This window comes from Streptomyces sp. NBC_00224 (assembly GCF_041435195.1).
Classification (GTDB): Bacteria; Actinomycetota; Actinomycetes; order Streptomycetales; family Streptomycetaceae; genus Streptomyces.
On record NZ_CP108106.1, the window covers coordinates 1,289,751 to 1,314,007 of the forward strand.

A 24,257-nucleotide genomic window follows, 5' to 3' on the forward strand; every position below is an offset into this window, starting at 1 on the left:
GGTGTTTCCCGCCGAGGACGCGGGCATACGCTGAGCGCGGCGGCCGTACCGCCGGTAGCAGGGTGCACCGCCGCTCCGGCGTCCTTTCAGGGTGTGCCCAGTGTGGCCGGACCACACATGCGCCGCCCTCGGCCACCACCACAACAGCGCCCTGACCAGGGAATTGGGGAGAGTACGCCAGTCGGCCGCCCTGCCCTTTGCCGGAGCATGCCGTTCCCCGTGGTGTCCGCCACCACCTCGGATCGGCACGTGTGACGGTTGTCTCCGGCAAGAAGTGGGGGCCGGAAGATTGGAAGCGGCAGGAGGGAGGTTACCCCTCTCCCAGGAGCGGTCAGAGGGTGCCCCCTCTACCTTGGCACGCGAGTGCGCGACGAGCATCGTTGGATCCGGAATCAAGTGGTTCGCCGGACTGCGCGAGCCTTCCTCCCACTCATTCCAAGGTCCACGGGGGACTCATGAACGCCGTTGCCGAGATACTGGAGAACTGCCCGCCGGACGACGACTGCCACCGGCCCAGCACACCCGCGGCCTGGGACGAGCGGGTGCTCACCGAGGTGAGCACGGTGCTGTTCGCCTCCTTGCGCCGCAGCGACCAACGCCTCAGGGGCATCGCGTACTTGCGCGGTCTCCTCGGAGCGAAGGGGCGCCGTTCGATACGCAACATGGCGGCCCTGCTGGGTGGTTCGGCCACCGAGCAGAGCCTCCACCACTTCGTGAGCGACTCGACCTGGGACTGGGTCCCGGTGCGCCGATCGCTCGCCCGTCACATCACCCAGCTGGACCCGCCGTTGGCGTATGTGGTGCGGCCCATGGTCATCCCCAAGACCGGTGAGAACTCCGTCGGTGTGGACCGGCAGTTCGTCTCCGAGCTGGGCCAGCTCGTCAACGCCCAGCAGGCGGTGGGCGTCTGGTCCGCCACCGAGCGGATGAGCGTGCCCCTCAACTGGCGGCTGCACCTGTCGTCCTCCTGGCTCAACGACCGCATGCGGCGCCGCCAGGCGTCGATCCCCGACGACCTCGGCGACCGCACCCTGGGCGACTCGGCGGTCGAGGCGGCCGTGGAGACGGCGAGCGCCTGGGGGCTGCCGCAGCGGCCGGTCGTACTGGACGCCCGGCACATGGACCTGGCCTCCACCATCGCGTCGTTCCGGGCCGCCGGCGTCCCCTTCCTCGCCCGGATCAACGGCGCGGTCCAGCTCACCGTGACCGACCCCGGGCTGCAGGGGCGGATGCCGGAGGTCCAGCAGGCCATCCAGATCATGACCGCCGCCCGGGACCGGATGCGCCCGGCCCCGCTGCCGGGACGCGGTCCCGAGAGCGGGCGGCCGATCCACCTCACCACCAAGATCCGCGTCCGCCCCTCGCCCGCCGTGCGGCAGTTGGCGGGACCGGGCGAACTGGTCCTGCTGGGTGTGGCGGAGAGCCGCCGCCAGGGCCCCGTGGAGCTGTGGCTCACCGATATGACGGAGACCCGGCTGCCCACCCTGATGCGGCTGAGCCGACTCGTCCGACGCGCCGACCACGACTTCCGCGAGACCACCGACCGCCTCGGCATCCGCGACTTCACCGGCCGCTCCTACGCCGGCTGGCACCGCCATGTGACCCTGGCCTCGGCGGCCCACGCCGTGTCCGTGCTGGACGCGGACGAGCCCGGGGTGAACGGGGCGGACCCAGAGGGGGCGGGTCGGCGGCGTCGGGGCTGACCACCCGTGACGGCCGGAGCTGACTACCTGTCAGTGAGCGTTCCCACTCCCGGCGACCTTCCCGGGTGGCGGACAAGTATCCGCCACCCGGCCGCGTTCCGGCCATGCTCGCGGCGCGCCGCACACCACGGGGCAACCCCCGCCCATCAGTTGCCGTCCTCCGGAAAACGAAGAGCCCTCGGCATTGCCCGGGGCGCTCGACGAGAACGATGACGAGGACGACCACTTTGATACGTGTGAAACGCATCGTGACCGCCACCCTGGCGGTACTCACGCTGGCGGCGGTGTCACCGGAACTGGCACAGGCGCAGCCGTCCGCCCTGTCCGCCCGGCCGTTGGCGAACCCCCTGTCCAAGACCGCCGACGGCGACCGTCTGCCGCCGGGTTGGCGGATCAGCGGCACCGGCGCCGCCCGGCAGCTCATCTGGACCTCCCCCGACCCGGTGCCCATGGGCGATGCCCGGGTCGAGTTCCACGCCGGGGACCGGCTCCTCGGGCGGCCGGTGGCCGCGCGGGACCGGCACTCCTTCCATCTGGCGCTCGACGGCGCGCGGATCGGGTCGGCCGCCGAGCTGAAGGTGCTGGCGGGTGGCCGCCGCCTCGACGCGGCCGGGACGGATGCCGGGGCCGGGCACACCACACCTCCGCCCACCGGCCTCGCCCCCGCCGCCCCGCAGCCGGAAGCCCCGCTCCCCGCGAACCAGGTGGATCCCGGAGTGCCCGGCCCGTACCGCACGGCCCGGGGCGCGTACACCCTCGACTCGGTGCGGCTGCCCGGCTTCAAGGCTCCGGTCGAGATGCGCGGCACCGTGGTGGGACCGACGAACGCCCCGGGCAAGCGCCCGCTGGCGCTGTTCCTGCACGGCCGCCACTACACCTGCTACACCACCACCGGCGAGGACGGCGGCGAGTGGCCGTGCAAGGCCGGTGCGCTGCCGGTGCCCAGCGAAGAGGGTTATCTGCGCGCCCAGCAGCTCCTGGCCTCGCAGGGCTATGTGACCGTGTCGATCGCCGCCAACGGCATCAACGGGCAGGACGGCAACGTCGACGACGGCGGCGCCCAGGCCCGTTCGTCCCTGGTCCGTCTGCATCTGGCCCGCTGGGCGCAGTGGGCCGCGAAGCGGTCCGGCGCACCCGCCGCCGTGCGCGCCGTCGCACCGCCGGACCCGTCCCGTGTGCTGCTGGTCGGCCACTCCCGGGGCGGCGAGGGCGTCAACCGGGCGGCCCTCGACAGCCTCTACGCACCGGCCGCCGACCAGGACGGCTACCACGGCCCGGTCCGCTGGAACATCCGCGGCACCGTCCTGATCGGCCCGACGATCTTCGGCCAGAACCCCGCCCCCGACGTGCCTTCGCTGACCATCCTGCCGGGCTGTGACGGCGATGTGTCCGATCTGCAGGGCGAGATATACGTCGACGGCACGCGCGGAGTGAGCCGCGGCGCCGCGCTGCACAGCGCGGTGTACATGGTCGGCGCCAACCACAACTTCTTCAACAGCGAGTGGACCCCCGGCCAGGCCAAGGCGCCCGCCACGGACGACTTCGGCTCCGACGACACCCCCGACCGGGTCTGCGCGCCCGGTACCAGGACCCGGCTGACCGCGACCGGGCAGCAGCAGGCGGGCGCCACCTACATCGCGGCGGCGGCCCGGCTGTTCGTCGCGGGCGACGACCGGGTGCGCCCGCTCCTCGACGGCTCCGGCCGCCGAGCGCCCTCGGCGGACCCCGCCCGGGTGCTGTCCCACGCGGTCGGCGCCCACCGCACCCCGGCGTTCCTGCCGGGCCCCGGACTCGCCGTGTCCGGCGGGCGGGTGTGCGCCCAGGTCGACCCCGATCCGGCCCGCGCCTGTCTGCCGCCCGACACCGAAGGGGCGTCGCCGCACTTCGCGGGGTGGGAGGCCGCGCGGGAGCCCGGCCGCGACGCGGTGGCGCTGCGCTGGTCGAGCGCGGGTTCGGCGGTCGCCGTGCGGCCCGCGCGGCCGGTCTCCCTGGCGGGCGGCGAAGCGCTGGCGCTACGGGTGATCGTCCCGCCGAACACCACCGGCACCCAGCTGGACGTCACCCTCGTCGACGCCTCGGGCCACCGGGCCACGCTGGGCCGGGCACGCGTCGACGGGCTGCCGGGCACCGGGCGCACCGCCTCGTACTGGGGGCGTGAGGTCCGTATGCCGCTGTCCGCCGCCGCCCGCGCCGGGCTCGACCTGAAGCGGGTCGCGGCCCTGGAGCTGACCCCGCGCACCAGGAGCGGGCAGGCGTGGCTGATGGACGCCTGGGGCTGGAAGCCCGGCACCCCGGCCGTGCACGCACCCGAGATGCCCCGGGTCGACATCGGCCGGCTGACGGTCAAGGAGGGCGACTCCGGTACGCGTACCTACCGCGTCCCGGTACGGGTCTCGGGCCAAGGCAGCGGCCAGGTCCGGCTGTTCGTGCCCGAGCCGGGCACGGACAAGGTCGCGGTCCGCACGGTCACGGTACGGCCGGGCAGGCATGACCTCGACGTGCCGGTGACGGTCCGGGGCAACACCCGCTACGGCTACGACGTCTCCCATGACGCGTTCGTCAAGGCGGTGCGCGGCACGGTGGTCGGCTCGCACCGCGGTGGCGTCACCGCGCAGAACGACGACCCGATGCCGACGGTCACGGCGACACCCGTCGCGGACCACGTGGTCGAGGGCCAGGCGCTGACCTGGCGGGTCTCCCTGTCGACGGCCGCCGACGCGGACGTCATGGGCGAGTTCGCCCTGCTGCCGGTCGGCAAGGGCGCGGAGTTGTCCACCCTGGATGTCAGCCCGCAGTGGCTCAAGGACACCTTCGACGCGTCCCCCGCCCCGGCCCGGCCGCTCTCCAAGGTGGTGGACGGCCCCTCCCTCGTGGCCACCGTGCCCGCGGGTCGGTTGAGCACCGACGTGACCGTGCCCACGGTCAAGGACGGACTCAGCGAGCCGGTGGAGTCGCTGCGGGCCCGTCTGATCACGTACGACACGTCCTGGGAGCCGCACCCCGGCCCGGAGTTCACCGGGACCGTACGCGACGCCTCGTAAGGCCGACCGGACCCCGGCGCTCGGAAGAGAGCCGGGGTCCACGCCCTAGGGCCTGTCCCCCAGCCACCCCACCGCACGGTCGAACGCCGAATCCCTGTCGTGGGCGAACTCCGTGTCCGTGAAGACGGGTTCGGGCAGCAGGGGCGGTACACCGGTCCCGTCGAACGTCGTCCTGCCGTCGCGGGTCAGGAACTCCTCGTTGGGCAGCCCGAACCACCACTTCCCGTGGCCCTCGCCCGGCAGCCCGCGCTCCATCACGTCGGAGAAGACACCCTGGGTGGGCTCCCCGATCCGTGTCGTCGGCGCGGGGCGCTCCATCATGGCCTGGGTGAACGTCTCCCCCGCGCTGAACGTCGACCCTCCGGTGAGCAGCGCGACCGGTCCGGCGTAGCGCGTGGCGGCGGACGGGCGGACGTGCTGGGGCTGGGGCGCGGTGTGACGGGTGCGCTTGGCGTAGGCGAAGTACGGGCGGTCGGTGAGGCGGGCGGCGAGGTCAAGGCCGAGGCTGTCGGAACCGCCGCCGTTGATGCGTACGTCGAGGATCAGCCCGCGCAGCCGGTGCACCCGGTCGGGGGTGAGGATCGCGTCGAGGGCGCGGTCGAGCTCGGCGCGGTTCGCCGCGTAGGTGTTCCGCTCGCTGTAGCCGCTGAACGCGGAGAGCCGCAGATAGCCGTAGCTTGCGCCGCCCGGCGCGGGCACGTCGGCGTACCCGATCCGGCCGCCCGCGTACCGCTGGAGCGGCCGTCCCGCCAGATCGCGCCGCTCGACGAACGCCGTGACCTTGGCGTCGAGGTCGGGGCCGGGTACGACGGTCCCGGGGCGGGTCATGCCGAAGAACCCGGTCTTGTCGGCGGAGACGACGACATGTGCGTCGTGCAGTGGCGCGACCATCTCGGTGAGGATGTCGTAGAGCTCGGCGTCCGTGCGCGCCGCCTCGGCGCGCGGCCGGTAGCGGTCGCGCACCTCCTGCCAGTCGATCCCCTTGGCGGCGAAGAAGGGGTAGTTCTCCTGGAACGTCCGCCAGAAGACGTCGAACGCGCCGGGCTGCGGTGCGCGGCAGGTGGCGGGCAGTGCGGCGAGCCGTCGCAGGGAGCGGTCCCCCGGCGCCCCGTCGATGTGCATCTTCGCCCGCGACCCGGCGCGGAGGGTGTATACGTCTCCGTCTGTCATCGCGTACCGCGCCGGGGCGCCCTTCTCGCGGGTGCCCGCGACGCCCTTCAGACAGCTGACGGCCGTCACCTGGTAGGTGTCGAGACGCCCGCCGTGTACGTCGAGCACGGTCCCGTAGTCGTCGACCTGCCACAGGCCGTCGGGGCCGGGCCGTTCCGCGGCGTCCGCCATACCGGTGGTGGTCAGTGCGCCGAGCGCGCACAGTCCGGCGACGAGCGCCGCGGTCTTCCTGAACTGCGTGATCATGCAGTCATGGTGGCCCGCCTGACCTGGGCGGGAACATCCGGCAGGCCGGTGAGTGGCGGGTGGGGATATCCCCCGGACCTCCCCCTCAGCGCCGCAGCAGCGCGCACGCGAAGTCCTCCTGCGCCTTGCGCACTTGGGCAAGGAGCGCGGGCTTGATGCTCTTGCTGGTCTGCGTCGTGATCGAGAACGTCAGGGACTTTTTGCCGTCCGGTGTCGCGGCGGCCAGCTGGGTGTATCCGGCGGTGTTGCCGGTGTGGCCGTACAGCACGCCGCAGCGGGTGGCGTAACGGAAGATCGCCAGTCCGGCCGAGTTGACGCCCGGGCCCGCCGGTTCGGACGCGCCACCGGGGACGAACTTCAGCTGTTCCTTGCGGGTGTGCGCGGACAGGAGGCTTCCTCCGGCGTAGCCGCGGATGAACCGGCCGAGGTCCTTCGGGGTCGCCACGACGGCCCCGGACGCCCAGAGGCCCGAGGAGCCGAAGAGCTCGGTGACGTCCTCGGGCGGGGCGGGCGGGTCGACCGCATAGCCGTGCAGATACGGCTCGGGCAGCCGGAAACCCTGGGGCAGGCTGGTCTGCCGCAGGCCCAGTGGGTGGTACACGAGGTGCTTGAGCAGGTCCTCGTAGCGGCGGCCCGTCGCGGCCTCGGCCATGAGCGCGACGGCGATGTTGTCGGAGTTGGAGTACTGGTAGCGCGAGCCCGGCGGGAAGGCGAGCGGTTCCCCGGCGGCGAACTCAAGGAGCCTGCGCGAGTCGAAGACGTGGTGGGGGTCCTCGCTGAGGATCCCGCGGAAGTCGTCGGAGGCGGTGAAGTCGGGGAGCCCGCTGGTGTGGTTGAGCAGCTGACGCAGTGTCACCTTGCGCCAGGCGGCGGGCAGTCCCGGCAGGCGCCTGCCGATGGTGGTGTCCAGCGTCAGCCGCCCCTGGTCGACCAGCCGCAGGGCCACGGCCCCGCTGTACGCCTTGGAGAGGCTGGCGAGCCGCATGTGGTCGGTGGGGCGGGGTGGCCGCCCGGTCTCGATGTCCGCGACCCCGGCCCGGTAGACCTCGGCCCGGTCGCCCCGCTTCAGTACGGCGATGACGCCGGGCGGGCCGCCGACCGCGCCCACGAGTTGATCGAGCCTTCGTTGCAGCCCCCGGTCCTGCGGCGGCGGAGGCGTCTGCGCGGCCTGCGCGGGCTGGACGAGTGCGCCGGCCGACGCGGCGGCGAGCAGAGCGGCGACGGCCAGCGGCAGACGGGCACGGCGTCCGGGCGGGTGTGCGACCACGTGGGTACCTCCTGAAGGCATGGCAGCGGCCGGGTCCGGCTCGCCCGTTTCCCCTGACCCAGCATCAGACGCCCTGGCGTCTCACGCCTTCACACTGCTCCATCCGGCCCAGGGCCACGTCTCCCTGCTGGCCCTGGGCAGGTGTCCCGAAGCGGCTCAGGACCCGGCCGGCTCGTGCGCCGCCGCGTCCAGTGCCTCGCGCGCCGCGTCGAGGGCCGCGGCCCGGTCGGTGGGCACCAGGCCGACGCGGGTGCGGCGGTCGAGGAGGTCGGACTCGTCGAGCGCGCCCTCGTGCCTGACCGCCCACCACAGTTCGGCCCGGGTGGTCTCCACTCCTTCGGCCACCGGTTCGCGCAGCCGGGGGTCTGCCTCGCCGAGCGCGTGCAGGGCGGTGGCCTCGGTCCCGTACCGGGTGAGCAGCCTGCGCGGTACCGGCAGGGCGGCGAGCTCCGCGGGCGCGGCGGCGCCGACCAGGGGCAGTCGCGCGGTGCGGCAGGGCGCCGCCGACATGCCCCGGGCGGTCAGCGCGGCGTCGAGGGCGTCCTGGGCCATCCGCCGGTAGGTGGTCAGCTTGCCGCCGACGACGGTCACGACGCCCTCGCTCGACGTCAGCACCGCGTGCCGCCGCGAGATGTCGGAGGTGCGGCCGCCCGGCGCGCCGTCGGGGGCGTCGTCGAGGAGCGGCCGCAGCCCGGCGAAGGCGCCCACCACGTCGTCGCGGTGGACCGGTGTGTCCAGGGCCGTGTTGAGGATGTCGAGCAGGAAGCCGATGTCGGACTCGGGGGGCGTGGGCTCGTCCTGGAGCGGCCCGTCGACGGGCTCGTCGGTGAGCCCCACGTACACCCTGCCGTCCCCTTGCGGCAGGACCAGGACGAAGCGGTTGCTCTCGCCCGGGACAGGGATGTGCAGCCCGGCGGTGAGGCCGGGCAGGGTGCTGCCGCGCAGCACCAGGTGGGTGCCGCGCGAGGGGCGCAGCTTGACGCCGTCGACCAGCTGGTCCGCCCAGACGCCGGTGGCGTTGACGACCGCCCGGGCCCGGATGGTCAGCTCCTGCCCGGTCAGTTCGTCACGTACGAGGGCGCCGGAGCCGGTGACGGACAGGGCGCGGGTCCGGGTCAGGATGCGTGCCCCGTGTCCGGCGGCCGTGCGGGCGATGGCGGTCACCAGGCGGGCGTCGTCGGCCAGTTGGCCGTCCCAGGAGAGCAGCCCGCCGTACAGACCGTGCGGGCGCAGACCGGGCGCGGTCCGCAGGGTCTCGACGGCCGAGAGCCGGCGCGGGCCGGGCAGGGTGCGCCGTGCGGTGCCCGCCGAGATGCGCAGCAGGTCGCCCGCGTGCAGCCCGGCCTGCACGACCGCCGCGTTGCGCCGGGAGGTCAGCGAGGTGAGGGGCAGCACGAACGGCTGCGCACGCACCAGGTGGGGGGCGGTGCGCTCCATCAGCACCCCGCGCTCCACCGCGCTCTCGTGCGCGACGCCGAGCTGCCCGGAGGCCAGGTAGCGCAGTCCGCCGTGGATGAGCTTGGAGCTCCAGCGGGAGGTGCCGAACGCCAGGTCGTACGCGTCGATCGCGGCGACCGACAGGCCGCGCGAGGCGGCGTCCAGGGCGGCTCCGGCGCCGGTCGCGCCGAGGCCGATGACCAGGACGTCGACGGCCGTCCCGGCGGCCAGCCCGTCCAGTTCGCGGGCGCGGCGGGCGGCGGTGAGGGAGAAGGAGTCCGAGCGGGGTTCGGTACGGCTCATGGGGCGAGGGTCCTCTCAAGGATGTGCCGGAGCTCGTCGTAGAACGCTTCGTCGGCGAGTTCGGGGTCCGCCGCGTCGGTCATGGTCTGCAGTGAGAGCGCGAAGGACTGGATCACCAGGAAGAGCGACCTGGTCTGGCGCAGCGGGTGGTCGGCGCGTACCGAACCGTCCGCGTGCCCCTGCTCCAGCGCCTCCTGGACGAAGGCGAGCAGCGCGTCCTGGCTGGCGCCCCGGCGGTCGAAGAGGTACGGCAGCAGCAGTTCCGGGTCGACGTCGAGGATCTTGCACAGCAGCGGATGGGACCGGAAGGCGCGCAGCCCCGCCACCAGCCCGTCGACCAACTGCTCGCGCACGGGTCGGGTGGTGTCGGTCGTGGGCGTGTCCCCGAGGGTGACGGACACCCACTCCCGTGTCATGACGTCGCCCACCAGGGTGCGCACGTCGGGCCAGCGCCGGTAGATGGTCATGCGGGAGACCCCGGCCCGGCGTGCGACGTCGGTGAGGGTCGTCCGGCGGACGCCGACCGCGAGAACGCAGTCCCGGGCGGCGTCGAGCACCGCCTCGTCGTCCCGACGGTTGTGACGAATGGGCTTCATCTGTCACAGTGTAACGACGGAACGGGCGACGGCAAGCCGCCCCCCACGCCGTGGGACCGGAACAACTGCGCGACGAAGCGGGTGATCAGGTGGGTTCGGTGGACATGCTGTGGAGTGGCTGGGGCGATCCGGCCAAGGCGGCGCCACTGCCCGAAGAAGTGGTGGGCCTGCTGCGGGACCTGCTGGGGGTGCGCCCGGCGGACGCCCCGGCGAAGGCCCTCGCGGCCGTCACGCCCGGCCCCTCGCGGCTGACCGAGGCGGCCGGGGCCGCCCTGGTGGCGGCGGTCGGCGAGGCGCACGTACACGGCGACGACGAGACCCGGGTGCGCCACACCCGCGGCAAGTCCACCCCCGACCTGCTGCGCATCCGGGCCGGTGAGGTCGGCGACGCGCCGGACGCCGTGGTGCTGCCGGCCGACCACGACGAGGTCCTGGCCGTCCTCACGGCGTGCACCGAGCACCGGGTCGCCGTCGTCCCCTTCGGCGGCGGCACCTCCGTCGTCGGCGGACTGGCCCCCCAGGCGCACGACGCCTTCGTCGCGCTCGACCTGCGCCGTATGAACCGCCTCGTCGCCCTCGACGAGGTCTCGCGCACCGCCACCCTGCAACCCGGGCTGCGCGGCCCCGAGGTGGAGGCGCTGCTCGCCGAACAGGGCTACACGCTCGGCCACTTCCCGCAGTCCTTCGAGTGGGCGACGGTCGGCGGGTTCGCGGCCGCCCGCTCCAGCGGCCAGGCCTCCGCGGGCTTCGGGCGCTTCGACGACATGGTGACGGCCCTTCAGGTCGCCACCCCGCGCGGCACCCTGGACCTCGGCCGGGCCCCGCGCTCGGCCGCCGGACCGGATCTGCGCCAGCTGGTCCTCGGCTCCGAGGGGGCCTTCGGCGTCATCACCTCGGTGACCGTACGAATCCACCCCACGGCCCGGGCCAAGGTCTACGAAGGCTGGCGCTTCCCGTCCTTCGCCCAGGGGCAGGCCGCCCTGCGTACGCTCGCCCAGGACGGGCCGATGCCCACCGTGCTGCGGCTGTCCGACGAGACCGAGACCATGATCGGCCTGGCCAAGCCGGACGCCATCGGCGGTGGCCTCGCCTCCGACGCGGGCTGCCTGGCGATCGTCGGGTACGAGGGCACCGCCGACGAGGTCGCCCACCGCAAGGCGCGCGTGCACACCGCACTGAGCGCGGCGCAGGGCGAGCCGCTCGGCGAGGACCCGGGCACCGGCTGGGCCCACGGCCGCTACAACGCGCCCTATCTGCGCGACGCGCTCCTGGACGCCGGCGCCTTCGCCGAGACGCTGGAGACGGCCGCGTTCTGGTCGGACATCCCCGCCCTGTACGAGGCCGTGCGCACCGCCCTCACCCAGTCCCTCACCGACGCGGGCACCCCGCCGCTGGTGATGTGCCACGTCTCGCACGTCTACCCGGCGGGCGCCTCGCTCTACTTCACGGTGGTCAGCGCCCAGGGCAAGGAGCCGGTGGCACACTGGGCCCCGGCCAAGCGGGCGGCCAACGACGCCATCCTCGCCGCCGGCGGCACCATCAGCCACCACCACGGCGTCGGCACCGACCACCGCGACTGGTACGCCCGGGAGATCGGCCCGCTCGGCGTCGAGGTCCTGCACGCGGTCAAGGACCGGCTCGACCCGGCAGGCATCCTGAACCCCGGGATCCTGCTGCCGCCGCTGCCCGCCGTCTGACCGCGCGCAGCACCCGCGTACCCCGCCCGCAAGCAACACCGTCGTCGCCCATCGGAGCGTAGCCATGCGACAGTTCACGGCCGTCGTCAACCCCACCGCGGGCGGGTCACAGGGCGCCGCCGCCCTGATCCCGCTGGCCCGGCTGCTGCGCGAAGGGGGTGCGGAGCTGGAGGTCGAGTACAGCCGCGGCCTCGATCACGCACGGACGCTGGCCCGCCGGGCCGCCGAACAGGGCCGCGTGGTGCTCGGGGTCGGCGGCGACGGCATGGCGGGATGCGTGGCCGGGGCCCTGGCCGGCACCGACGCCCTCGTGGGCATCGTGCCGGCCGGGCGCGGCAACGACTTCGCCCGCGCGCTCGGGCTGCCCTCCGAGCCCGCCGCGCTGGCCGAGCTCCTGCTGCGCGGCGCGCCCAGGAAGGTCGACGCCATCGAGGTCGAATCGGCCGTGCACGACAAGGTCGCCGTCCTCGGCAGCGTCTACGCCGGGGTCGACGCGGTGGCCAACCGGCACGCCAACGCCTCGCGGCTGCTGCGCGGCGCCGCCTCGTACTACATGGGCGGACTGCGCGCGGTCCTCGGCTGGCGCACCGCCCACTACCGCATCACCATCGACGGCACGCTCCACGAGCGCAGCGGCTACACCGTCATCGCCGCCAACTCCGGCTTCTACGGCTTCGGTCGGCACATCGCGCCGGGCGCTGCGGTGGACGACGGACTCCTCGACGTGGTCATCCTCAACGACTCCCCCCGCCGCCTGTTCTTCAAGGTCATGAAGGAGCTGGAGGACGGCAGCCACGTCCACCGGCCGCAGGTGGAGATCCTGCGCGGCCGCGAAGTGCGCATCGAGGCGGACCGCCCCCTGCCGTACGGGGCGGACGGTGAGGTCGAGGCCGTCCTGCCGGTCACCGCGCGCGTCCTGCCGGGAGCGCTGACCCTGCTGGCGTGACCCGGGGCGTACCGTCCGTGTTACGGGGAATCCGCACGGCATGACCACTCAAGTCGAGCGGGCCAAGGCACGAACGGCCAGGCGGGTCATGGCCGTTCGGATTCTGATCACGGTGGTGGCGATCGCGGCGCTGGTCGCGTTCTCCGTCGTCCTCGCCGAGGTGACCCTCACCCCGTCGCCCGCGTCGCGCGACATCGCGGGGTCGAATCTGCGGCCGGGGCACTCACTGCGCCAGTACGCCGACGACTACACGTTCCTCGACGCCTGCCGGCAGGCCGGCGGCAATCTGCTGCTGGGCGCGCCCTTCGGGCTGATCCTGCCGGTGCTGGTGCGCCGACGGCTGCGGGCGGTGCGCGTACTGCTGTACACGGTCGTCGTGATGGTCTTCATCGAGCTGGCGCAGGGGGCACTGGTCGAGGGGCGCGCGTTCGACGTGGACGACGTGCTGCTCAACACGTCCGGGGCGCTGCTCGGCTATCTGGTGCTCGGCCGCCGCATGGGACGCGGCTTCCACCACCTCGGGGAGCGGCGGCGCGCGGGCGGGAAGACGAGCCGGACGTGGCGCTTCGGCGAACGGCGGGCCGCCGCACCTCGCCGCTGAGGACCGCTGAAGGCCGCTGAGGACTGCTGAAGTCCGCGACCGGCCTCACCCGGTGGTGCGCGGCCCGCACGCCCGCGCGCGGCCGGGCCGTGTCCGTCCGGACGTCACCCGTTCCGCCGTTCCGTATGCCCGATGCGGGGTCTGTCACTACGATCCGTTATGGGCTGGTTCGCCCCCGGGAGTACACCGGCCCGGCCGCGGACTCCCCGCCCTCACGGCCAGACCCGCGAAAGGCAGGCACGCAACCATGCTCAGCACCGACTTCGTCACCGGCGCACCCAACTGGCTCGACCTCGGCAGCCCCGACACGGCGGCCGCGGCGGACTTCTACAGCGGCGTCTTCGGGTGGGACTTCCAGTCCGCGGGCCCCGACGCCGGCGGGTACGGCTTCTTCCAAAAGAACGGCAAGACGGTCGCCGCCCTGGGTCCGCTCACCGAGGAGGGTGCGAGCCCGGCCTGGACGGTGTACTTCCAGACGCCGGACGCGGACGCCACCGCCAAGGCGGTCCAGAAGGCCGGCGGGAAGGTCCGGGCGGAGCCCTTCGACGTCATGGACGCCGGACGGATGGCCTGTCTCACCGACCCGGGCGGCGCCGAGTTCTCCGTCTGGCAGCCCGCCGCCACGAAGGGCCTGGAGGTGACGTGCCAGGACGACACGCTGCTCTGGGCCGAACTGCACGCCAAGGACGTACCGGCCGCGCTCTCCTTCTACCGCTCCCTGTTCGGCTGGCGGTCCCAGGAGATGGAGTCCCCCGGCATGACCTACACCGTGCTGTCCACCGCCGAGGGCGACCAGAAGAACGCCTCGTTCGGCGGCCTCGCCCCGGCCCAGGAGGGCATGGAGCCGCGGTGGATCCCGTACTTCGCGGTGGCCGACGCGGATGCCACGGTCGGGCGGGCGCAGCAGCACGGCGGCTCGGTCATCATGCCCGCGGCGGACGTGCCGGACGTAGGCCGGATCGCCTGGCTCGCCGACCCCCACGGCGCCCCCTTCGCCATCCTCAAGCCCGACCCGCGGATGGCCTGACCTCGCCGTCCGGCACTCACATGGGGTACGAGAGCAGCCTCACCGGGCCGTCGGGCCACGGCTCGTCGTCGTGCAGCGGGATCCACATGGTCCGCAGCGGCATGACGACGGGGCCTGCGGGCTGCTCCACTTCGACGTCCCGGTCGAGGGTCCGCCAGCCGAGGCGCTGATAGAGGGCGACGAGCGGTGGCCGGCAGAACAGGAGCGCGTGCCGCGGCCCCCTGGTGCGCGCGTGGTCCAGAGCCGCGCCCACGACCAGCCGCGCCAGACCGTGCCCGCGCAGAGCCGCGGCGACGGCCACCCCGCCGACGCCCATCACCTGTGTGTCGGCGCCGCCGATCGACATCCGCAGCGGCAGCAGTCCCGCGTGCGCCACCAGCCGGCCCTCGTGGCGGACACCGAAGTGGTCCTCCTTGGGCAGCCAGGTCAGACCGGCGTCCGCGACACCGAAGGGATCGGCGCCATCGCCCAGGATCTCGCTCTGGTCGGCCTTCGTGTACCCGGGCAGCCGCACCGCGGCAAGCGGCGCCGAGGAAAGTGGATCAGTCATCTCGACATGATCCACTACGGGCCGACTCCTGGCCAGGCCCGCTCAGGACGGGGCCGCCCGCGACCGGCCCGGCCTGCTCGGGGCGGCGCGCGCGGACCGGGGTGAACAGCGCGAGCACCGCGGTGAGCAGACAGCACGCCCCGGCGACCAGGCACACCGACCCCGTTCCGTAGCGCTGCGCGGCCCAGGTGAGGACGGCCGCGCCGATGGGGGCCGCCGAGTAGTGGATGGTCCAGAAGGCCGAGGTGACCCGGCCGAGCAGATGGTCCGGGGTCACTTCCTGCCGCAGCGACATCGAGCAGGTCCCCGACACGCTGACGCACCCGAGGAACGCGGCGGTCAGGGCCGCGATGCCCGCCACGCTCCCGGCCGAGCCGATCGCCGCCAGGGCGAGCCCGCAGACCGCGACGCCGCCGGTCCAGGTCGCGCCGAAGCCGAGCCGGTGGCGGATCCGGGCGACGAGCAGCGCGCCGACGACCGTGCCCAGGGCGCCCACGGCGAAGACGGTGCCGACCGCGCCGTCGCCCTGGCCGAGGTCGTGCTTGAGGTGATAGATGATCAAGTCGTTGAGACCGAGCGTCAGAAAGCTGAAGACCGACAGCAGAACGGTGAGGCTCCGCAGCACCGGATGCCGCCGCAGGAACGACACCCCGGCGGCGAACTCCTTGCCCATCGACTCCCGCCGAGGGCCCGGCACCGCGTCATCGGACGGCGCGGTACGGCCCTTGAACCGTACGAAGCTCAGGCAGGCGGCCGACACCCCGAAGCTCGCCGCGTCCACGGCGACGGCCGCCGCCGGGCCCAGCCACGCCGCCAGCACGCCCGCGAGCAGCGGCCCGACGACTCCGGCCGCCGCCGCCGTCGCGTTGAGCCTGCCGTTGGCCTCCGTGATGCGGTCGCCCGGCACGAGCGCCCGTACAGCGGTGACGTAGGTGACGGAGAACAGCATCCCGACGGTCTCGGCCAGCGGAAGGACCACGTACAGCAGCCAGATCTGCGGGCCGAACGCCCACACCAGCGGAATCAGCGCGTACAGCACCAGGCGGGCGAGGTCGCACGCGATCAGCAGCTTCCTGCGGTCCAGCCGGTCGACCACGACCCCGGCGAACACCCCCGCGCCGACCGCGGCCGCGCCCGCGGCGCCGGTCAGCAGGCCCATCTGCGCGACCGAGCCCGTCGCGTGCAGCACCAGCAGCGGCAGGGCGATCAGGGCGAACGAGTCACCGACGACGGAGAGGGTCTGCGCGGCCCAGAAGACGCCGAAGTCGCGGTCGCGCGACAGCGAGCGCGACCGCCCGGACAAGGGCTCGTCACCGGTGAGTTGAGGCATTCGGGGAGGGTAGTACGCGGCGCACGCGAAGTCTCATCATTTCTCCACGGCAGGCGAGCTCGCCTTCGAAGCGTGCGCGGGTGCGGCCCGTCCGCCGGCGGACGAAGTCAGGTCCCGGCCGGGCCAGGGCGCGTCGTGGAGAGCGGTTCGTCGGATCCAGTCGTGGCGTGCCGCGTGCAGCGCGAGCTGGAAGCGGGAGACGGACCCCGCGAGCTGGTGGAGCTGTTCCAGGTTCCTCGACAGGGTGCGGCGGCTGATGCCGAGCAGGTCCGCGATGTTGTCGTCGCTCACCCCGGTGCCGAGCAGCTCCAGGATGCGGCGCTGGACGGGGCGCAGCGCACGCGGCACCTGACCGCTCAGATACATCGGGTAGGCGGAGCGCCAGGCCGTCTCGAAGAGGCCCGTCAGGGCGGAGAGCAGGCTGGAGGGGCGCACCACCGGCAGGGAGCCGTTCGACTCGGCCTCGACCGACGACGAGGTGCTGCGCACGGCGGACGCGGAGTACACCACGCCCCGCCCGAGTCGCTCCACCTCGGTCGGGTTGGGCCCGCCCGCCGTGTGGTACGGCGGTGAGTCGAAGCGCAGGACCTCGGCGGGGTGTATCTGATGCTCGGCAGCCCGCTGTCGGGCACACCGGCGACCGTGGCCTGCCTGTGCCTGTACGGGGCGTTCTACGCGGCCACGGACGGAGTGCTCATGGCGCTCGCGGCCCCCGCGTTCCCCGAGGCCCTGCGGACGACGGGACTGGCCTGCGTCCAGACCGCCCAGGCCCTCGCCTACTTCGCCTCGTCCGTCGCCTTCGGCCTCGCCTGGGCCGCCTGGGGCCCGGCCACCGCGTCCAGGGCCGCTCTGGTCGCCGTGCCGGTGGCCCTGGGCGTCACGATGACGGCCCTGCGGGGCCACCCCATGAAGGAGACCGTCCGATGACCGCCCGGACCACCTGGCTCACCCACGTCTCGCGCTCGCCCCGACGCCGTGTGGTGAGTGCGTCGATCGGTTTCACCGCGCTGGCGGTACTGGCCGGCTCTGCCATCGTCGCGGCTCGTCCGGACACCCCGGCCGCGGTGGCCGGGCAGGGCGCGGTGTCCCTGCTGCCCGTGTCCCCGTCCGTCCGGGAAGGGCCCGGGCTCGCGGCGTTGAGCACCGCGTCCGACAGCCACGGACGGCTGATCGCGGTACCCTCGGGAGCACCCGGCACCCCCAGGACGGTCTCCCGGCTGAAGTGCGCGAGGTTCCACGCGGCGGTGGGCACGGGGCTGTGCCTCCGCCTGGACGGTGTTCGTCACCCGTGACTCCTACAACGGCGGACGCTTCTCCACCCGGGCCGGCATCCTCGACACCCGCACCGACGCTCTCGTACCCACCCTGGAGGACTGGCCGGTCACGGTCGCGGACCGGCACCCGGATCGCGTTCAAGGCCGCGCGCGACGGCAACCCCCGGCACGGGTGGCGCCTGTCGGTGCTCAACCTCGCCACCGGCCGGGTCACCCCGCTCGCCGAGGAACACAGCGTCGATGACCAGGCGGTGTGGCTCGACTCCGCGGCCGTCTACAAGTCGTGCACCGCTGTGCGGGCGGCGGAGACGAAAGCCAGGACCGACTCCCAGAAGGGGTCGTAGCACTGGTCGAACAGTGCGACGGCGTCCGGCTCGCCCTCGATGGACGCTCCAAGTGCCCGGTGCGGAGGGCGGGTCGAGAGCCTGAGCGTCTCGGCGGCCGCGGCCACGTTGTCCGGGCCCTCCAGGTTGATCACCCATATGAAGTGGCGGAGCCTGCCGTACTCCACCCGCAGGCTGGACTGCACCTCTCGCAGCGCGGGGAGCTGTTCGGCGTGGCTGCCGCCCGACTTGTGGATGTCCGACACCGTCCAGTACAGCTCCGCCATCTTGTGCGCCTGCTCGATCAGGCTCACATAGGCCGACCGCCGAGCCTCGCTGATCCGGAGGGTGCGCTGGGTCCGCTCGGTGGCGGCGGCCTGGATCTGGGCCGCGCGGGCCGTGCCGCGGCTGGTGACCCAGCTGGCGAGCACGGCCGTGCCGGCGGTCAACGACGAGATCCAGAGGGCCGAGTCAGTCACGCCCCGGACCCTTCCCCGGCACGCCCCCTCCGACTCGCCGCTGGCCGAACCTCACGAGGCGGACCCGCCGTTGAACCACAGCTGGGCGTGCTGGGTGGAGTCGCACGGGGTCACCATCGCGCCGTTGCTGCCCACTTCGAGGCATTCACCGCTCGATGTGTTCTTGATGGTGCTGCCGGACGACGTGCGGGTACCTATCCGCCAGTGCTGGCCGCCGGCGGTCTGGCCGCAGGGGAAGGTGGTGGCGTAGCCGGTGAAACCGCCGCCCCCGCCGAAGTCGCTGCCGCCCACGAGGCAGTAGCCGCTGCCCCGGTTGATCAGCTGGAAGGTGCCGTCGGAGGCGTACTTGAAGGTCCACGCGTACGACGAGGTGGACTCGCAGGGTCCGTACGAGGCGCCGGTGCCGCCGGCGCTCAGGCACTGGCTGTTGGAGACGTTCTTGATGCGGTAGGTGCCAGGCGAGCCGATCGTCGAGCCGCCGGTCTGGGCAGGCGGATCCGCCGGGGGACGGTTGGTACGGGTGCCGCCTCCGGCTGGTGTGCCGCCGCCCGAGCCCGAGCCACCCGCATCGGAGCCGCCCGCCGCGCCGCCCGGACGCGGGCCGGATCCCGGGGGTGCGGCGGTCGCACCCGAGGATTCGGACGCTCCCGAAGGTCCCGAGGAGGCCGCGCCCGACGGGCCCGACGAGGCACCGGGGGCGGACGGCGACGGCGTGCCCGAGCGGTTCGGCTGCGCCGAAGAGGCTCCCCCGGACTGCCCGGCGGAGTGTGCGGCGGGGGACGACGCCCCGGTGGAGGGCCGGTCCGCGCCGCGCGTGTCGGATCCGTACGGCATGAGGCTGACGCCGATGACCGTACCGCTCACGACGACCACGGCCGGGACCACGGCGAGCAGCACGCGGGTGCGGCGTTCGCGCGGCTTCTTGGGGGCGGGCGCGTCCCGCACCACGCCCACCTCCGGCCCGGCAGCGGGGCGGAGGTTGACCGTCGAGCGGGTGAACTCGGCCAGGTCGGGCACCTTCGCGGCGAAGGCGGCCCGCTCGGACAGCCGCTCGGCGATGGCCGACGGCCACGCCGGGGAGCCGGACGGCGCCTTCTCGCGGGCGAGGTCGGCCAGGCCGGCCGCGGCGGGCCGGGCGGCGGGGTTCTTGGCCAGACAGGTTTCGAGGAGGTCCGCCAGGTCGGCGTCGACGCGGCGCACCGCTTCGAGGTCGGGCTCCTCGTGCACGATGCGGTACAGCTGGGCGTGCCCGGCCCCCTCGCCGAACGGCGGCCGTCCCGTCGCCGCGTACACGAGCAGACAGCCGAGGGAGAACACATCGGCGGCGCCCGTCAACCGGACGCTGCCCGCGGCCTGTTCGGGTGCCATGTAGGCGAGCGTCCCGATGACCATGCCGGTCTGGGTCAGCCTGCTCTGGTCCGCGGCCCGCGCGATCCCGAAGTCGATCAGGGTGAGGCCGTCCAGGGTCAGCATCACGTTGGAGGGCTTGAGGTCCCGGTGGACGATCTCCCGCGAGTGCACGGCGTGCAGGGAGGACGCGGCGTCCCGCAGCAGCCGCCAGAGCGCCTCGCGCGGCAGCGAGCCGCCGTGCAGCTCGACCGCCTCGTCCAAGGTCAGTCCGGGTACGTATTCGGTGGCGAACCACGGCGGCCGCGCGGTGCGGTCGGTGGCGAGGAGCGCCGCGCTGACACCGGTGGGCAGCCGGCCCAGGTTGTCGAGTTCGTGCCCGAAGTGCCGCAGGAAGTCCTGGTCTTCGGCCAGGACCGGGAGGACCTGCTTGACGGCGGTGTAACGGCCCGAGGCCAGGCCGAGGTACACCCGCCCCATTCCGCCGGAACCGAGCCTTCCGACAAGCGGGAACGAGCCGATCTGCCGAGGGTCGTCCGGCCCGAGCGGCTCCGCCCCACTGCCACTCAGATCGACACCATGCTCCCCGCCCACCGGCGTGCCCCCTTCACTCGTCCACCCCTGGTGCCCCACCCGTCACTCCAGGGAGATCGACACCTTCCCATGGATGACATGTTCCTGCACGGAAAGGTTCCCGGGAGGGGGAACTGGCGTACGAGAAGATCCCTCAAGTGGGGCTTGTCGGCAGCGATTTCAGGACGAGAGCCGAAAGCTCGCCTACCACTGCTCCTTCCTCGGTTCGGCCGACGGTCGAACCGCGCAGTCGGGGCCCGGCGCCATGATCGACTCATGGCCGTCCGAGAAGCGGACCCGGTAGGGCGGTGTGCCGTTCTCCCCCAGCACCTGGACGATCTCGCCCGTCTTGTCGTGCTGGCCCACGACCCTGCCGTGCTGCACCAGGTGGTCACCCTTGGTCGCTCGCATCGAGGCCTCCCTCGGAAGCGGACTGGTCGGTAACAGCATTTTATGACCGTCTGGCGCGACAAGCCCGTTCTGACGTCGTTGACCATGCGGGAGGGAACCCGGAAGGCACGGCGACCGAGGAGGACGTACATGACCACGCTGGTGATCGGGGCTCGCGGAAGCGTCGGACGGCAGGTGCTCGACCAGCTGCTCGCCCTGGGCGAGCCGGTCCGGGCGTCGGCACGCGACCCGAAGACGGCGGACCTGCCCGCCGGCGTCCCGGTGGTCGCCGCCGATCTCACCGAGCCGACGACACTCCCGGCCGCGCTGGACGGCGTCCGCAAGGTGTTCGTGTACGCCACCGCGGCGGGCATGGCCGGCTTCGCCGCCGCCGCCCGCGCGGCAGGCGTCGAGCACGTGGTGGTCCTCTCCTCCGGGAGCGTGCTCCTGCCGTACGCGCGGGGCAACGCGATCGCGGAGGAGCACCGGGCGATGGAGGCGGTGCTCGCCGCCTCCGGTCTGCGGTGGACTCCGATCCGGCCGCTCGTCCTCGCGAACAACGCGCTGACCTGGTCGTACTCGATCCGCGCGGAGGGCGTGGTGCGGATGTTGCACCCCGAGGCGGCCATGGCGCCGATCCACGAGCGCGATGTCGCCGCCGCCGCGGTCACCGCACTGACCGGCCGCCCGCAGGACGGGGTCAGCGACCTCCTGACGGGCGGCGAGCTGATGTCGCAGCGCCGCCAGGTCGAGCTGATCGGCGAGGCCGCCGGACGGTCCATCCGGATCGAGGAACTCACCGAGGCGCGGGCACGGCAGGAGTTCGAGCGGTTCGGGTCGCCCGCGGCCGCCGCCTCCATCGTGCAGTTCATCGTCGCCGCCACCCGGGGCGGTTCTCCGGCGACCGGGACCGCGCGGCGGATTCTCGGGCGGCCGCCACTGCCGTTCGCACGGTGGGCGGCCGACCACGCGGCCACGTTCGCCTGACCGCGACGCAGACAGGTCCCCTTTGATGGATCCTGTCCATATTTATGCTAGATACGAGCCATGCCGCACACCGGGACGCTCATCCTGATCATGGCCATCGCGGTCCTCGCACCCCTGCTCGCGTACGCCGTCGGCCGCTGGGCTCCCGTACCGGTCGCCGTCTTCGAGATCCTGCTCGGCGTCCTCATCGGCCCGGACGTCCTGGACTGGGCCGAGAAGGACCAGCTCATCGACGTGCTGTCACACCTCGGGCTGTCCATGCTGATCTTCCTGGCGGGGTACGAGATCGACTTCGGCGCCGTGCGCGGGGACACCCTGCGCCGGTCGGTCCGGGCCTGGCTGGTCACGCTCGCCCTGGCCCTCGGCATCGCGTTCGCGCTGACCGGCGGCGCCGCCGACAAGAGCTTCGTCATCGGCACCGCGCTCACCAGCACCGCCCTCGGGGCCGTGCTGCCGATCCTGCGCGACTCCGGCAACCTGCGCGGGCGCTTCGGCACCGTGGTGATGGCGTTCGGCGCGGTCGGCGAGTTCGGCCCGATCATCGCCATGGCCGTACTGCTCAGCGGACGCGGTCCCGGGCGGGCGGGTGTCGTGCTGCTCGCGTTCGCCGCCGTCACCGCCGCGGCCGTCGTCTGGGCCCTGCGGCCGCGGCCGCCCTGGTTCTCCCGGATCATCGCCAGGACCCTGCACAGCAGCGGTCAGTTCGCCGTCCGCTTCGTCATGCTGCTGCTCGCCTGCATGCTCGGGCTCTCGGCCGCCTTCGGCCTGGACTCCCTGCTCGGCGCGTTCGCCGCCGGTCTGCTCACGCGGCTCATCCTGGTCGGCGCCGCGCCCGACCACAGCGGCGACGTCCTGGGCAAGGTCGAGGCGATGGGCTTCGGCTTCCTCGTACCGATCTTCTTCATCGTCACCGGCATCGAGTTCGACCTCTCCGCACTCCTGCACGGCGGGCGTCCACTCGCCCTGGTCCCCGTCTTCCTCCTCCTCTTCCTGCTCGTACGCGGCGCCCCCGCCCTCCTCCTCGCGCCGAAGGACCTCCAACGCCGCGACCGCACGGCACTCGGCCTGTACTGCGCGACCTGTCTGCCCCTCGTCGTCGCCATCACCACCATCGGCATCGACGACGGCACGCTCGGCACCAGCGAAGGCGCGGCGCTCGTCGGCGCGGCCATCCTGTCCGTACTGATCCTGCCGCTCGTCGCCCTGCGCATCCGGGCGGCGGGAGCCGGGGAGCGGCACCGGGCCGAGGTGTCGGAGTCCTGGTGAGCCTTCCGGCCACCCCGCTCATCTGCTCGCGGCCCAGCCCAGGACCACGGCGGCGACGGCCGCGAGCGCGGCCACGGCGCTCCAGAGCACCGAAGTGCGGTGCCAGAAGGGCGGGTTGGGGATCGGCGGGGGCGCGGTCGCGCGACTGCCGCCGTCCGCCTTCGTGATCGCCGCGTCGACGCGCACCCGCGAGCCGCCGTGGACCGTGATGCTGATGACCGGGGCGGTCAGAGGCGCAGGCTCCGGGGGCGGGCCGGGGACGTTGTCATCGTTCTGGTCGCTCAACGAGTTCTCCTTCTTCGAACGTTGCCATGTGCATCCGGCGCGCCTCACCACTCCGCCTCATCGGCTCGCACTCCGAGCCTCGCGGCCAGGCGTCGTCGGGCCGCGTTCTGGTGGCTGCGGACGGTGGCGGGCCCCAGGCCCATGAGGTGGGCGACCTGATCGGTCGAATAACCCAGGACGTAGCGCAGCACGATCACGTCGAACTGGCGCTCAGGGAGCTCCGCGATGGCGTCGTAGAGGCCGAGCTCGCTCGGCATCCCGCCCAGCGACGCCCTCGCGTCCCGCATCGCCTGGCCCAGCACCTGCTGGGGTGACACACGGCGGGCCTGCTCCGCGACGCTGCGGCGGAGGATCTGCCAGGCCCAGGCGGCGGGTTGGGGCTGCTGCAGGAAGCGCAGCCAGTCCTGGAGAATGGCGTCGAAGGTCGCCAGGACGGCGGTGTCGACCATGTCCTTGCGCAGGTGCAGGCGGGCGTAGGCGGCGTAGCGCGAGACGTTCATGGCGAAGAACGCCTCGAAGGCGGGCGGCAGCCCTACCGCCCCGACCGGCAGGCCGGGACCGGAGGCCCGAGCGTCGGCGACCAGAGTCACGGCCACGCCGCGCTCGCCGTGGACTTCCCGCGCGGGCCCGGAACCTGCTCGCGGGGCGGGACCACCACGACCCGACCCACCCGGCCCCCTGCCCGGACCGTCCGCAGGCGGCTCGGGCCCCTCGGAGTCCTCGTCACCGGGCTCAGCGGAACCGGCCCGCTTCTCCAACTGCTCCGTCAGGCCCCGTACGGTCGACTGCGACGCCGAGAGGGCGCGCGCCAGGATGGCGCAGCGCCGCCGCAGTTCGTCGCGCTCGGACGTCAGCGCGGCATTGTCCTCCAGCGCCGCCCGCATCCGTCTGCGCATCTCCACGACGTTCAGCCGTAGTTGAGCGACCTCCTCGGGCGAGGGAGGCAGCGATACGGATCCACCGGCGGCCGACGGGATTCCGGCGAAGGCCTCGGGCGGGCGTACGGGAGAGGTGAGGAGCTCGCGCGCCTGCTTGATCCGGTCGGGCCTCTCGACGGCGTCGAAGCAGACCTCGGCCACCGCGTCGATGAACTCGCCGGTGAGGCGGTGGCCCGCCAGTCGTTCCGCCACCGTCGTGCGGCACGGCACCGGCCCGCTCAGGACGTCCCCGCGCCGCAGGGCGCTGTGCAGACCTCCAACGGTGACATCCGCCTCGTCCAGCCAGCTCCGCAGAAGGGTCGCGGCCTGGTTCTCCTGCGGGGTCGTGCCCCGTAACGGCCCCCACGGCCGGCCGCCCCGGCTTGCCATCCGCTCTCCTCGTGCTCGCTGGGTGCACCACTCTGGTGCAGGCACAGCACGTACGGCAGTTGTCCGCCCGAAGACGCGGACAACCCGGCCGGGATACGAACGCCCGGCCCCC

At 73.3% G+C, this 24,257-nt stretch carries 22 protein-coding genes; 10 read left to right on the plus strand and 12 right to left on the minus strand.

All coding sequences use genetic code 11. From position 1 onward, the window contains the following. The first annotated feature begins 455 nt into the window (after positions 1 to 455). Together OG965_RS05670 and OG965_RS05675 are read left to right on the plus strand one after the other, a co-directional pair. Complete coding sequence (locus tag OG965_RS05670; RefSeq protein WP_371649757.1) at positions 456 to 1,703, plus strand: IS701 family transposase; 1,248 nt, start codon at positions 456 to 458, stop codon at positions 1,701 to 1,703. Positions 1,704 to 1,930: 227 nt separating this feature from the next. After that, complete coding sequence (locus tag OG965_RS05675) at positions 1,931 to 4,744, plus strand: alpha/beta hydrolase family protein (RefSeq protein WP_371649759.1); 2,814 nt, start codon at positions 1,931 to 1,933, stop codon at positions 4,742 to 4,744. Positions 4,745 to 4,789: 45 nt separating this feature from the next. Here the strand turns inward: OG965_RS05675 and OG965_RS05680 are convergent, their stop codons facing one another. The 4 genes from OG965_RS05680 to OG965_RS05695 form a co-directional block, all read right to left on the minus strand. After that, positions 4,790 to 6,160, minus strand: coding sequence for a S41 family peptidase (locus OG965_RS05680; protein WP_371649761.1), 1,371 nt, complete (start codon positions 6,158 to 6,160; stop codon positions 4,790 to 4,792). Positions 6,161 to 6,245: 85 nt separating this feature from the next. Next, on the minus strand, positions 6,246 to 7,448 hold the full coding sequence (locus OG965_RS05685; RefSeq protein WP_371649763.1) for a serine hydrolase domain-containing protein: 1,203 nt from the start codon (positions 7,446 to 7,448) through the stop codon (positions 6,246 to 6,248). A 135-nt stretch (positions 7,449 to 7,583) separates the two neighbouring features. After that, positions 7,584 to 9,167, minus strand: coding sequence for a glycerol-3-phosphate dehydrogenase/oxidase (locus OG965_RS05690; RefSeq protein ID WP_371649765.1), 1,584 nt, complete (start codon positions 9,165 to 9,167; stop codon positions 7,584 to 7,586). Continuing rightward, a complete protein-coding gene (locus tag OG965_RS05695) occupies positions 9,164 to 9,763 on the minus strand; it encodes a TetR/AcrR family transcriptional regulator (protein WP_283145062.1) in 600 nt (199 codons plus the stop codon). Before OG965_RS05695 ends, OG965_RS05690 begins: the two co-directional genes overlap by 4 nt. Before the next feature lie 98 nt (positions 9,764 to 9,861). Between OG965_RS05695 and OG965_RS05700 the strand changes: the two genes are divergently transcribed. The 4 genes from OG965_RS05700 (at position 9,862) to OG965_RS05715 (ending at position 14,034) form a co-directional block, all read left to right on the plus strand. Further along, complete coding sequence (locus OG965_RS05700; protein ID WP_371649767.1) at positions 9,862 to 11,460, plus strand: FAD-binding oxidoreductase; 1,599 nt, start codon at positions 9,862 to 9,864, stop codon at positions 11,458 to 11,460. A 64-nt stretch (positions 11,461 to 11,524) separates the two neighbouring features. Then, positions 11,525 to 12,406 carry a diacylglycerol kinase family protein gene (locus tag OG965_RS05705; protein ID WP_371649769.1) on the plus strand — a complete coding sequence of 294 codons (882 nt, stop codon included), beginning with the start codon at positions 11,525 to 11,527 and terminating at the stop codon, positions 12,404 to 12,406. A 40-nt stretch (positions 12,407 to 12,446) separates the two neighbouring features. Continuing rightward, positions 12,447 to 13,007 (plus strand): VanZ family protein, encoded by a 561-nt coding sequence (locus tag OG965_RS05710; RefSeq protein WP_371649771.1) that lies wholly within the window; start codon positions 12,447 to 12,449, stop codon positions 13,005 to 13,007. A gap of 247 nt (positions 13,008 to 13,254) precedes the next feature. Beyond that, complete coding sequence (locus OG965_RS05715) at positions 13,255 to 14,034, plus strand: VOC family protein (protein ID WP_371649773.1); 780 nt, start codon at positions 13,255 to 13,257, stop codon at positions 14,032 to 14,034. 16 nt (positions 14,035 to 14,050) lie between these two features. Here OG965_RS05715 and OG965_RS05720 read toward each other — a convergent pair whose 3' ends face one another. From OG965_RS05720 to OG965_RS05730, 3 genes are read right to left on the minus strand one after another with little or no spacing between them, the layout of a single operon-like run. After that, positions 14,051 to 14,584 (minus strand): GNAT family N-acetyltransferase, encoded by a 534-nt coding sequence (locus OG965_RS05720; protein ID WP_371649776.1) that lies wholly within the window; start codon positions 14,582 to 14,584, stop codon positions 14,051 to 14,053. After that, on the minus strand, positions 14,577 to 15,914 hold the full coding sequence (locus OG965_RS05725) for an MFS transporter (RefSeq protein WP_371649778.1): 1,338 nt from the start codon (positions 15,912 to 15,914) through the stop codon (positions 14,577 to 14,579). Before OG965_RS05725 ends, OG965_RS05720 begins: the two co-directional genes overlap by 8 nt. A 36-nt stretch (positions 15,915 to 15,950) precedes the next feature. After that, positions 15,951 to 16,445, minus strand: a complete 495-nt coding sequence (locus tag OG965_RS05730) for a hypothetical protein (RefSeq protein WP_371649780.1) — start codon at positions 16,443 to 16,445, stop codon at positions 15,951 to 15,953. A gap of 75 nt (positions 16,446 to 16,520) precedes the next feature. Here OG965_RS05730 and OG965_RS05735 point away from each other — a divergent pair, with 75 nt between their 5' ends. Continuing rightward, positions 16,521 to 16,841, plus strand: a complete 321-nt coding sequence (locus OG965_RS05735; protein WP_371649782.1) for a hypothetical protein — start codon at positions 16,521 to 16,523, stop codon at positions 16,839 to 16,841. Continuing rightward, complete coding sequence (locus OG965_RS05740; protein ID WP_371649784.1) at positions 16,838 to 17,206, plus strand: hypothetical protein; 369 nt, start codon at positions 16,838 to 16,840, stop codon at positions 17,204 to 17,206. Before OG965_RS05735 ends, OG965_RS05740 begins: the two co-directional genes overlap by 4 nt. A gap of 256 nt (positions 17,207 to 17,462) precedes the next feature. On the opposite strand, the gene OG965_RS05745 is transcribed toward OG965_RS05740, so the two are convergent. The 3 genes from OG965_RS05745 to OG965_RS05755 all read right to left on the minus strand — a co-directional run bounded on the left by OG965_RS05745 (position 17,463) and on the right by OG965_RS05755 (position 20,321). Next, positions 17,463 to 17,990: a hypothetical protein gene (locus tag OG965_RS05745; protein ID WP_371649786.1), complete on the minus strand. Its 528-nt coding sequence runs from the start codon at positions 17,988 to 17,990 to the stop codon at positions 17,463 to 17,465. A 51-nt stretch (positions 17,991 to 18,041) separates the two neighbouring features. Continuing rightward, a complete protein-coding gene (locus OG965_RS05750; RefSeq protein ID WP_371649788.1) occupies positions 18,042 to 19,931 on the minus strand; it encodes a protein kinase in 1,890 nt (629 codons plus the stop codon). Positions 19,932 to 20,114: 183 nt separating this feature from the next. Further along, the gene (locus OG965_RS05755; protein WP_371649790.1) at positions 20,115 to 20,321 is read right to left on the minus strand and encodes a DUF1918 domain-containing protein; all 207 of its coding nucleotides are present in this window, start codon (positions 20,319 to 20,321) and stop codon (positions 20,115 to 20,117) included. A 129-nt stretch (positions 20,322 to 20,450) separates the two neighbouring features. Here OG965_RS05755 and OG965_RS05760 point away from each other — a divergent pair, with 129 nt between their 5' ends. Together OG965_RS05760 and OG965_RS05765 are read left to right on the plus strand one after the other, a co-directional pair. Next, on the plus strand, positions 20,451 to 21,287 hold the full coding sequence (locus OG965_RS05760) for an NAD(P)H-binding protein (protein WP_371649792.1): 837 nt from the start codon (positions 20,451 to 20,453) through the stop codon (positions 21,285 to 21,287). Between the two features lie 60 nt (positions 21,288 to 21,347). Next, on the plus strand, positions 21,348 to 22,553 hold the full coding sequence (locus tag OG965_RS05765; RefSeq protein WP_371649794.1) for a cation:proton antiporter: 1,206 nt from the start codon (positions 21,348 to 21,350) through the stop codon (positions 22,551 to 22,553). Positions 22,554 to 22,571: 18 nt separating this feature from the next. Here the strand turns inward: OG965_RS05765 and OG965_RS05770 are convergent, their stop codons facing one another. Together OG965_RS05770 and OG965_RS05775 are read right to left on the minus strand one after the other, a co-directional pair. Continuing rightward, on the minus strand, positions 22,572 to 22,838 hold the full coding sequence (locus tag OG965_RS05770) for a hypothetical protein (protein ID WP_371649796.1): 267 nt from the start codon (positions 22,836 to 22,838) through the stop codon (positions 22,572 to 22,574). Positions 22,839 to 22,882: 44 nt separating this feature from the next. Continuing rightward, on the minus strand, positions 22,883 to 24,145 hold the full coding sequence (locus tag OG965_RS05775; RefSeq protein ID WP_371649798.1) for a sigma-70 family RNA polymerase sigma factor: 1,263 nt from the start codon (positions 24,143 to 24,145) through the stop codon (positions 22,883 to 22,885). Positions 24,146 to 24,257 lie beyond the last annotated feature (112 nt).

Excerpts from the sequence above, each read along its gene's own strand:
- OG965_RS05670 (WP_371649757.1), top strand. The coding sequence starts at position 456 with ATGAACGCCGTTGCCGAGATACTGGAGAACTGCCCGCCGGACGACGAC.
- OG965_RS05765 (WP_371649794.1), top strand. The coding sequence starts at position 21,348 with ATGCCGCACACCGGGACGCTCATCCTGATCATGGCCATCGCGGTCCTC.
- OG965_RS05705 (WP_371649769.1), top strand. The coding sequence starts at position 11,525 with ATGCGACAGTTCACGGCCGTCGTCAACCCCACCGCGGGCGGGTCACAG.
- OG965_RS05775 (WP_371649798.1), bottom strand. The coding sequence starts at position 24,145 with ATGGCAAGCCGGGGCGGCCGGCCGTGGGGGCCGTTACGGGGCACGACC.
- OG965_RS05760 (WP_371649792.1), top strand. The coding sequence starts at position 20,451 with ATGACCACGCTGGTGATCGGGGCTCGCGGAAGCGTCGGACGGCAGGTG.
- OG965_RS05740 (WP_371649784.1), top strand. The coding sequence starts at position 16,838 with ATGACCGCCCGGACCACCTGGCTCACCCACGTCTCGCGCTCGCCCCGA.
- OG965_RS05725 (WP_371649778.1), bottom strand. The coding sequence starts at position 15,914 with ATGCCTCAACTCACCGGTGACGAGCCCTTGTCCGGGCGGTCGCGCTCG.
- OG965_RS05690 (WP_371649765.1), bottom strand. The coding sequence starts at position 9,167 with ATGAGCCGTACCGAACCCCGCTCGGACTCCTTCTCCCTCACCGCCGCC.
- OG965_RS05680 (WP_371649761.1), bottom strand. The coding sequence starts at position 6,160 with ATGATCACGCAGTTCAGGAAGACCGCGGCGCTCGTCGCCGGACTGTGC.
- OG965_RS05710 (WP_371649771.1), top strand. The coding sequence starts at position 12,447 with ATGACCACTCAAGTCGAGCGGGCCAAGGCACGAACGGCCAGGCGGGTC.
- OG965_RS05755 (WP_371649790.1), bottom strand. The coding sequence starts at position 20,321 with ATGCGAGCGACCAAGGGTGACCACCTGGTGCAGCACGGCAGGGTCGTG.
- OG965_RS05715 (WP_371649773.1), top strand. The coding sequence starts at position 13,255 with ATGCTCAGCACCGACTTCGTCACCGGCGCACCCAACTGGCTCGACCTC.
- OG965_RS05695 (WP_283145062.1), bottom strand. The coding sequence starts at position 9,763 with ATGAAGCCCATTCGTCACAACCGTCGGGACGACGAGGCGGTGCTCGAC.
- OG965_RS05735 (WP_371649782.1), top strand. The coding sequence starts at position 16,521 with ATGCTCGGCAGCCCGCTGTCGGGCACACCGGCGACCGTGGCCTGCCTG.
- OG965_RS05720 (WP_371649776.1), bottom strand. The coding sequence starts at position 14,584 with ATGACTGATCCACTTTCCTCGGCGCCGCTTGCCGCGGTGCGGCTGCCC.
- OG965_RS05685 (WP_371649763.1), bottom strand. The coding sequence starts at position 7,448 with ATGCCTTCAGGAGGTACCCACGTGGTCGCACACCCGCCCGGACGCCGT.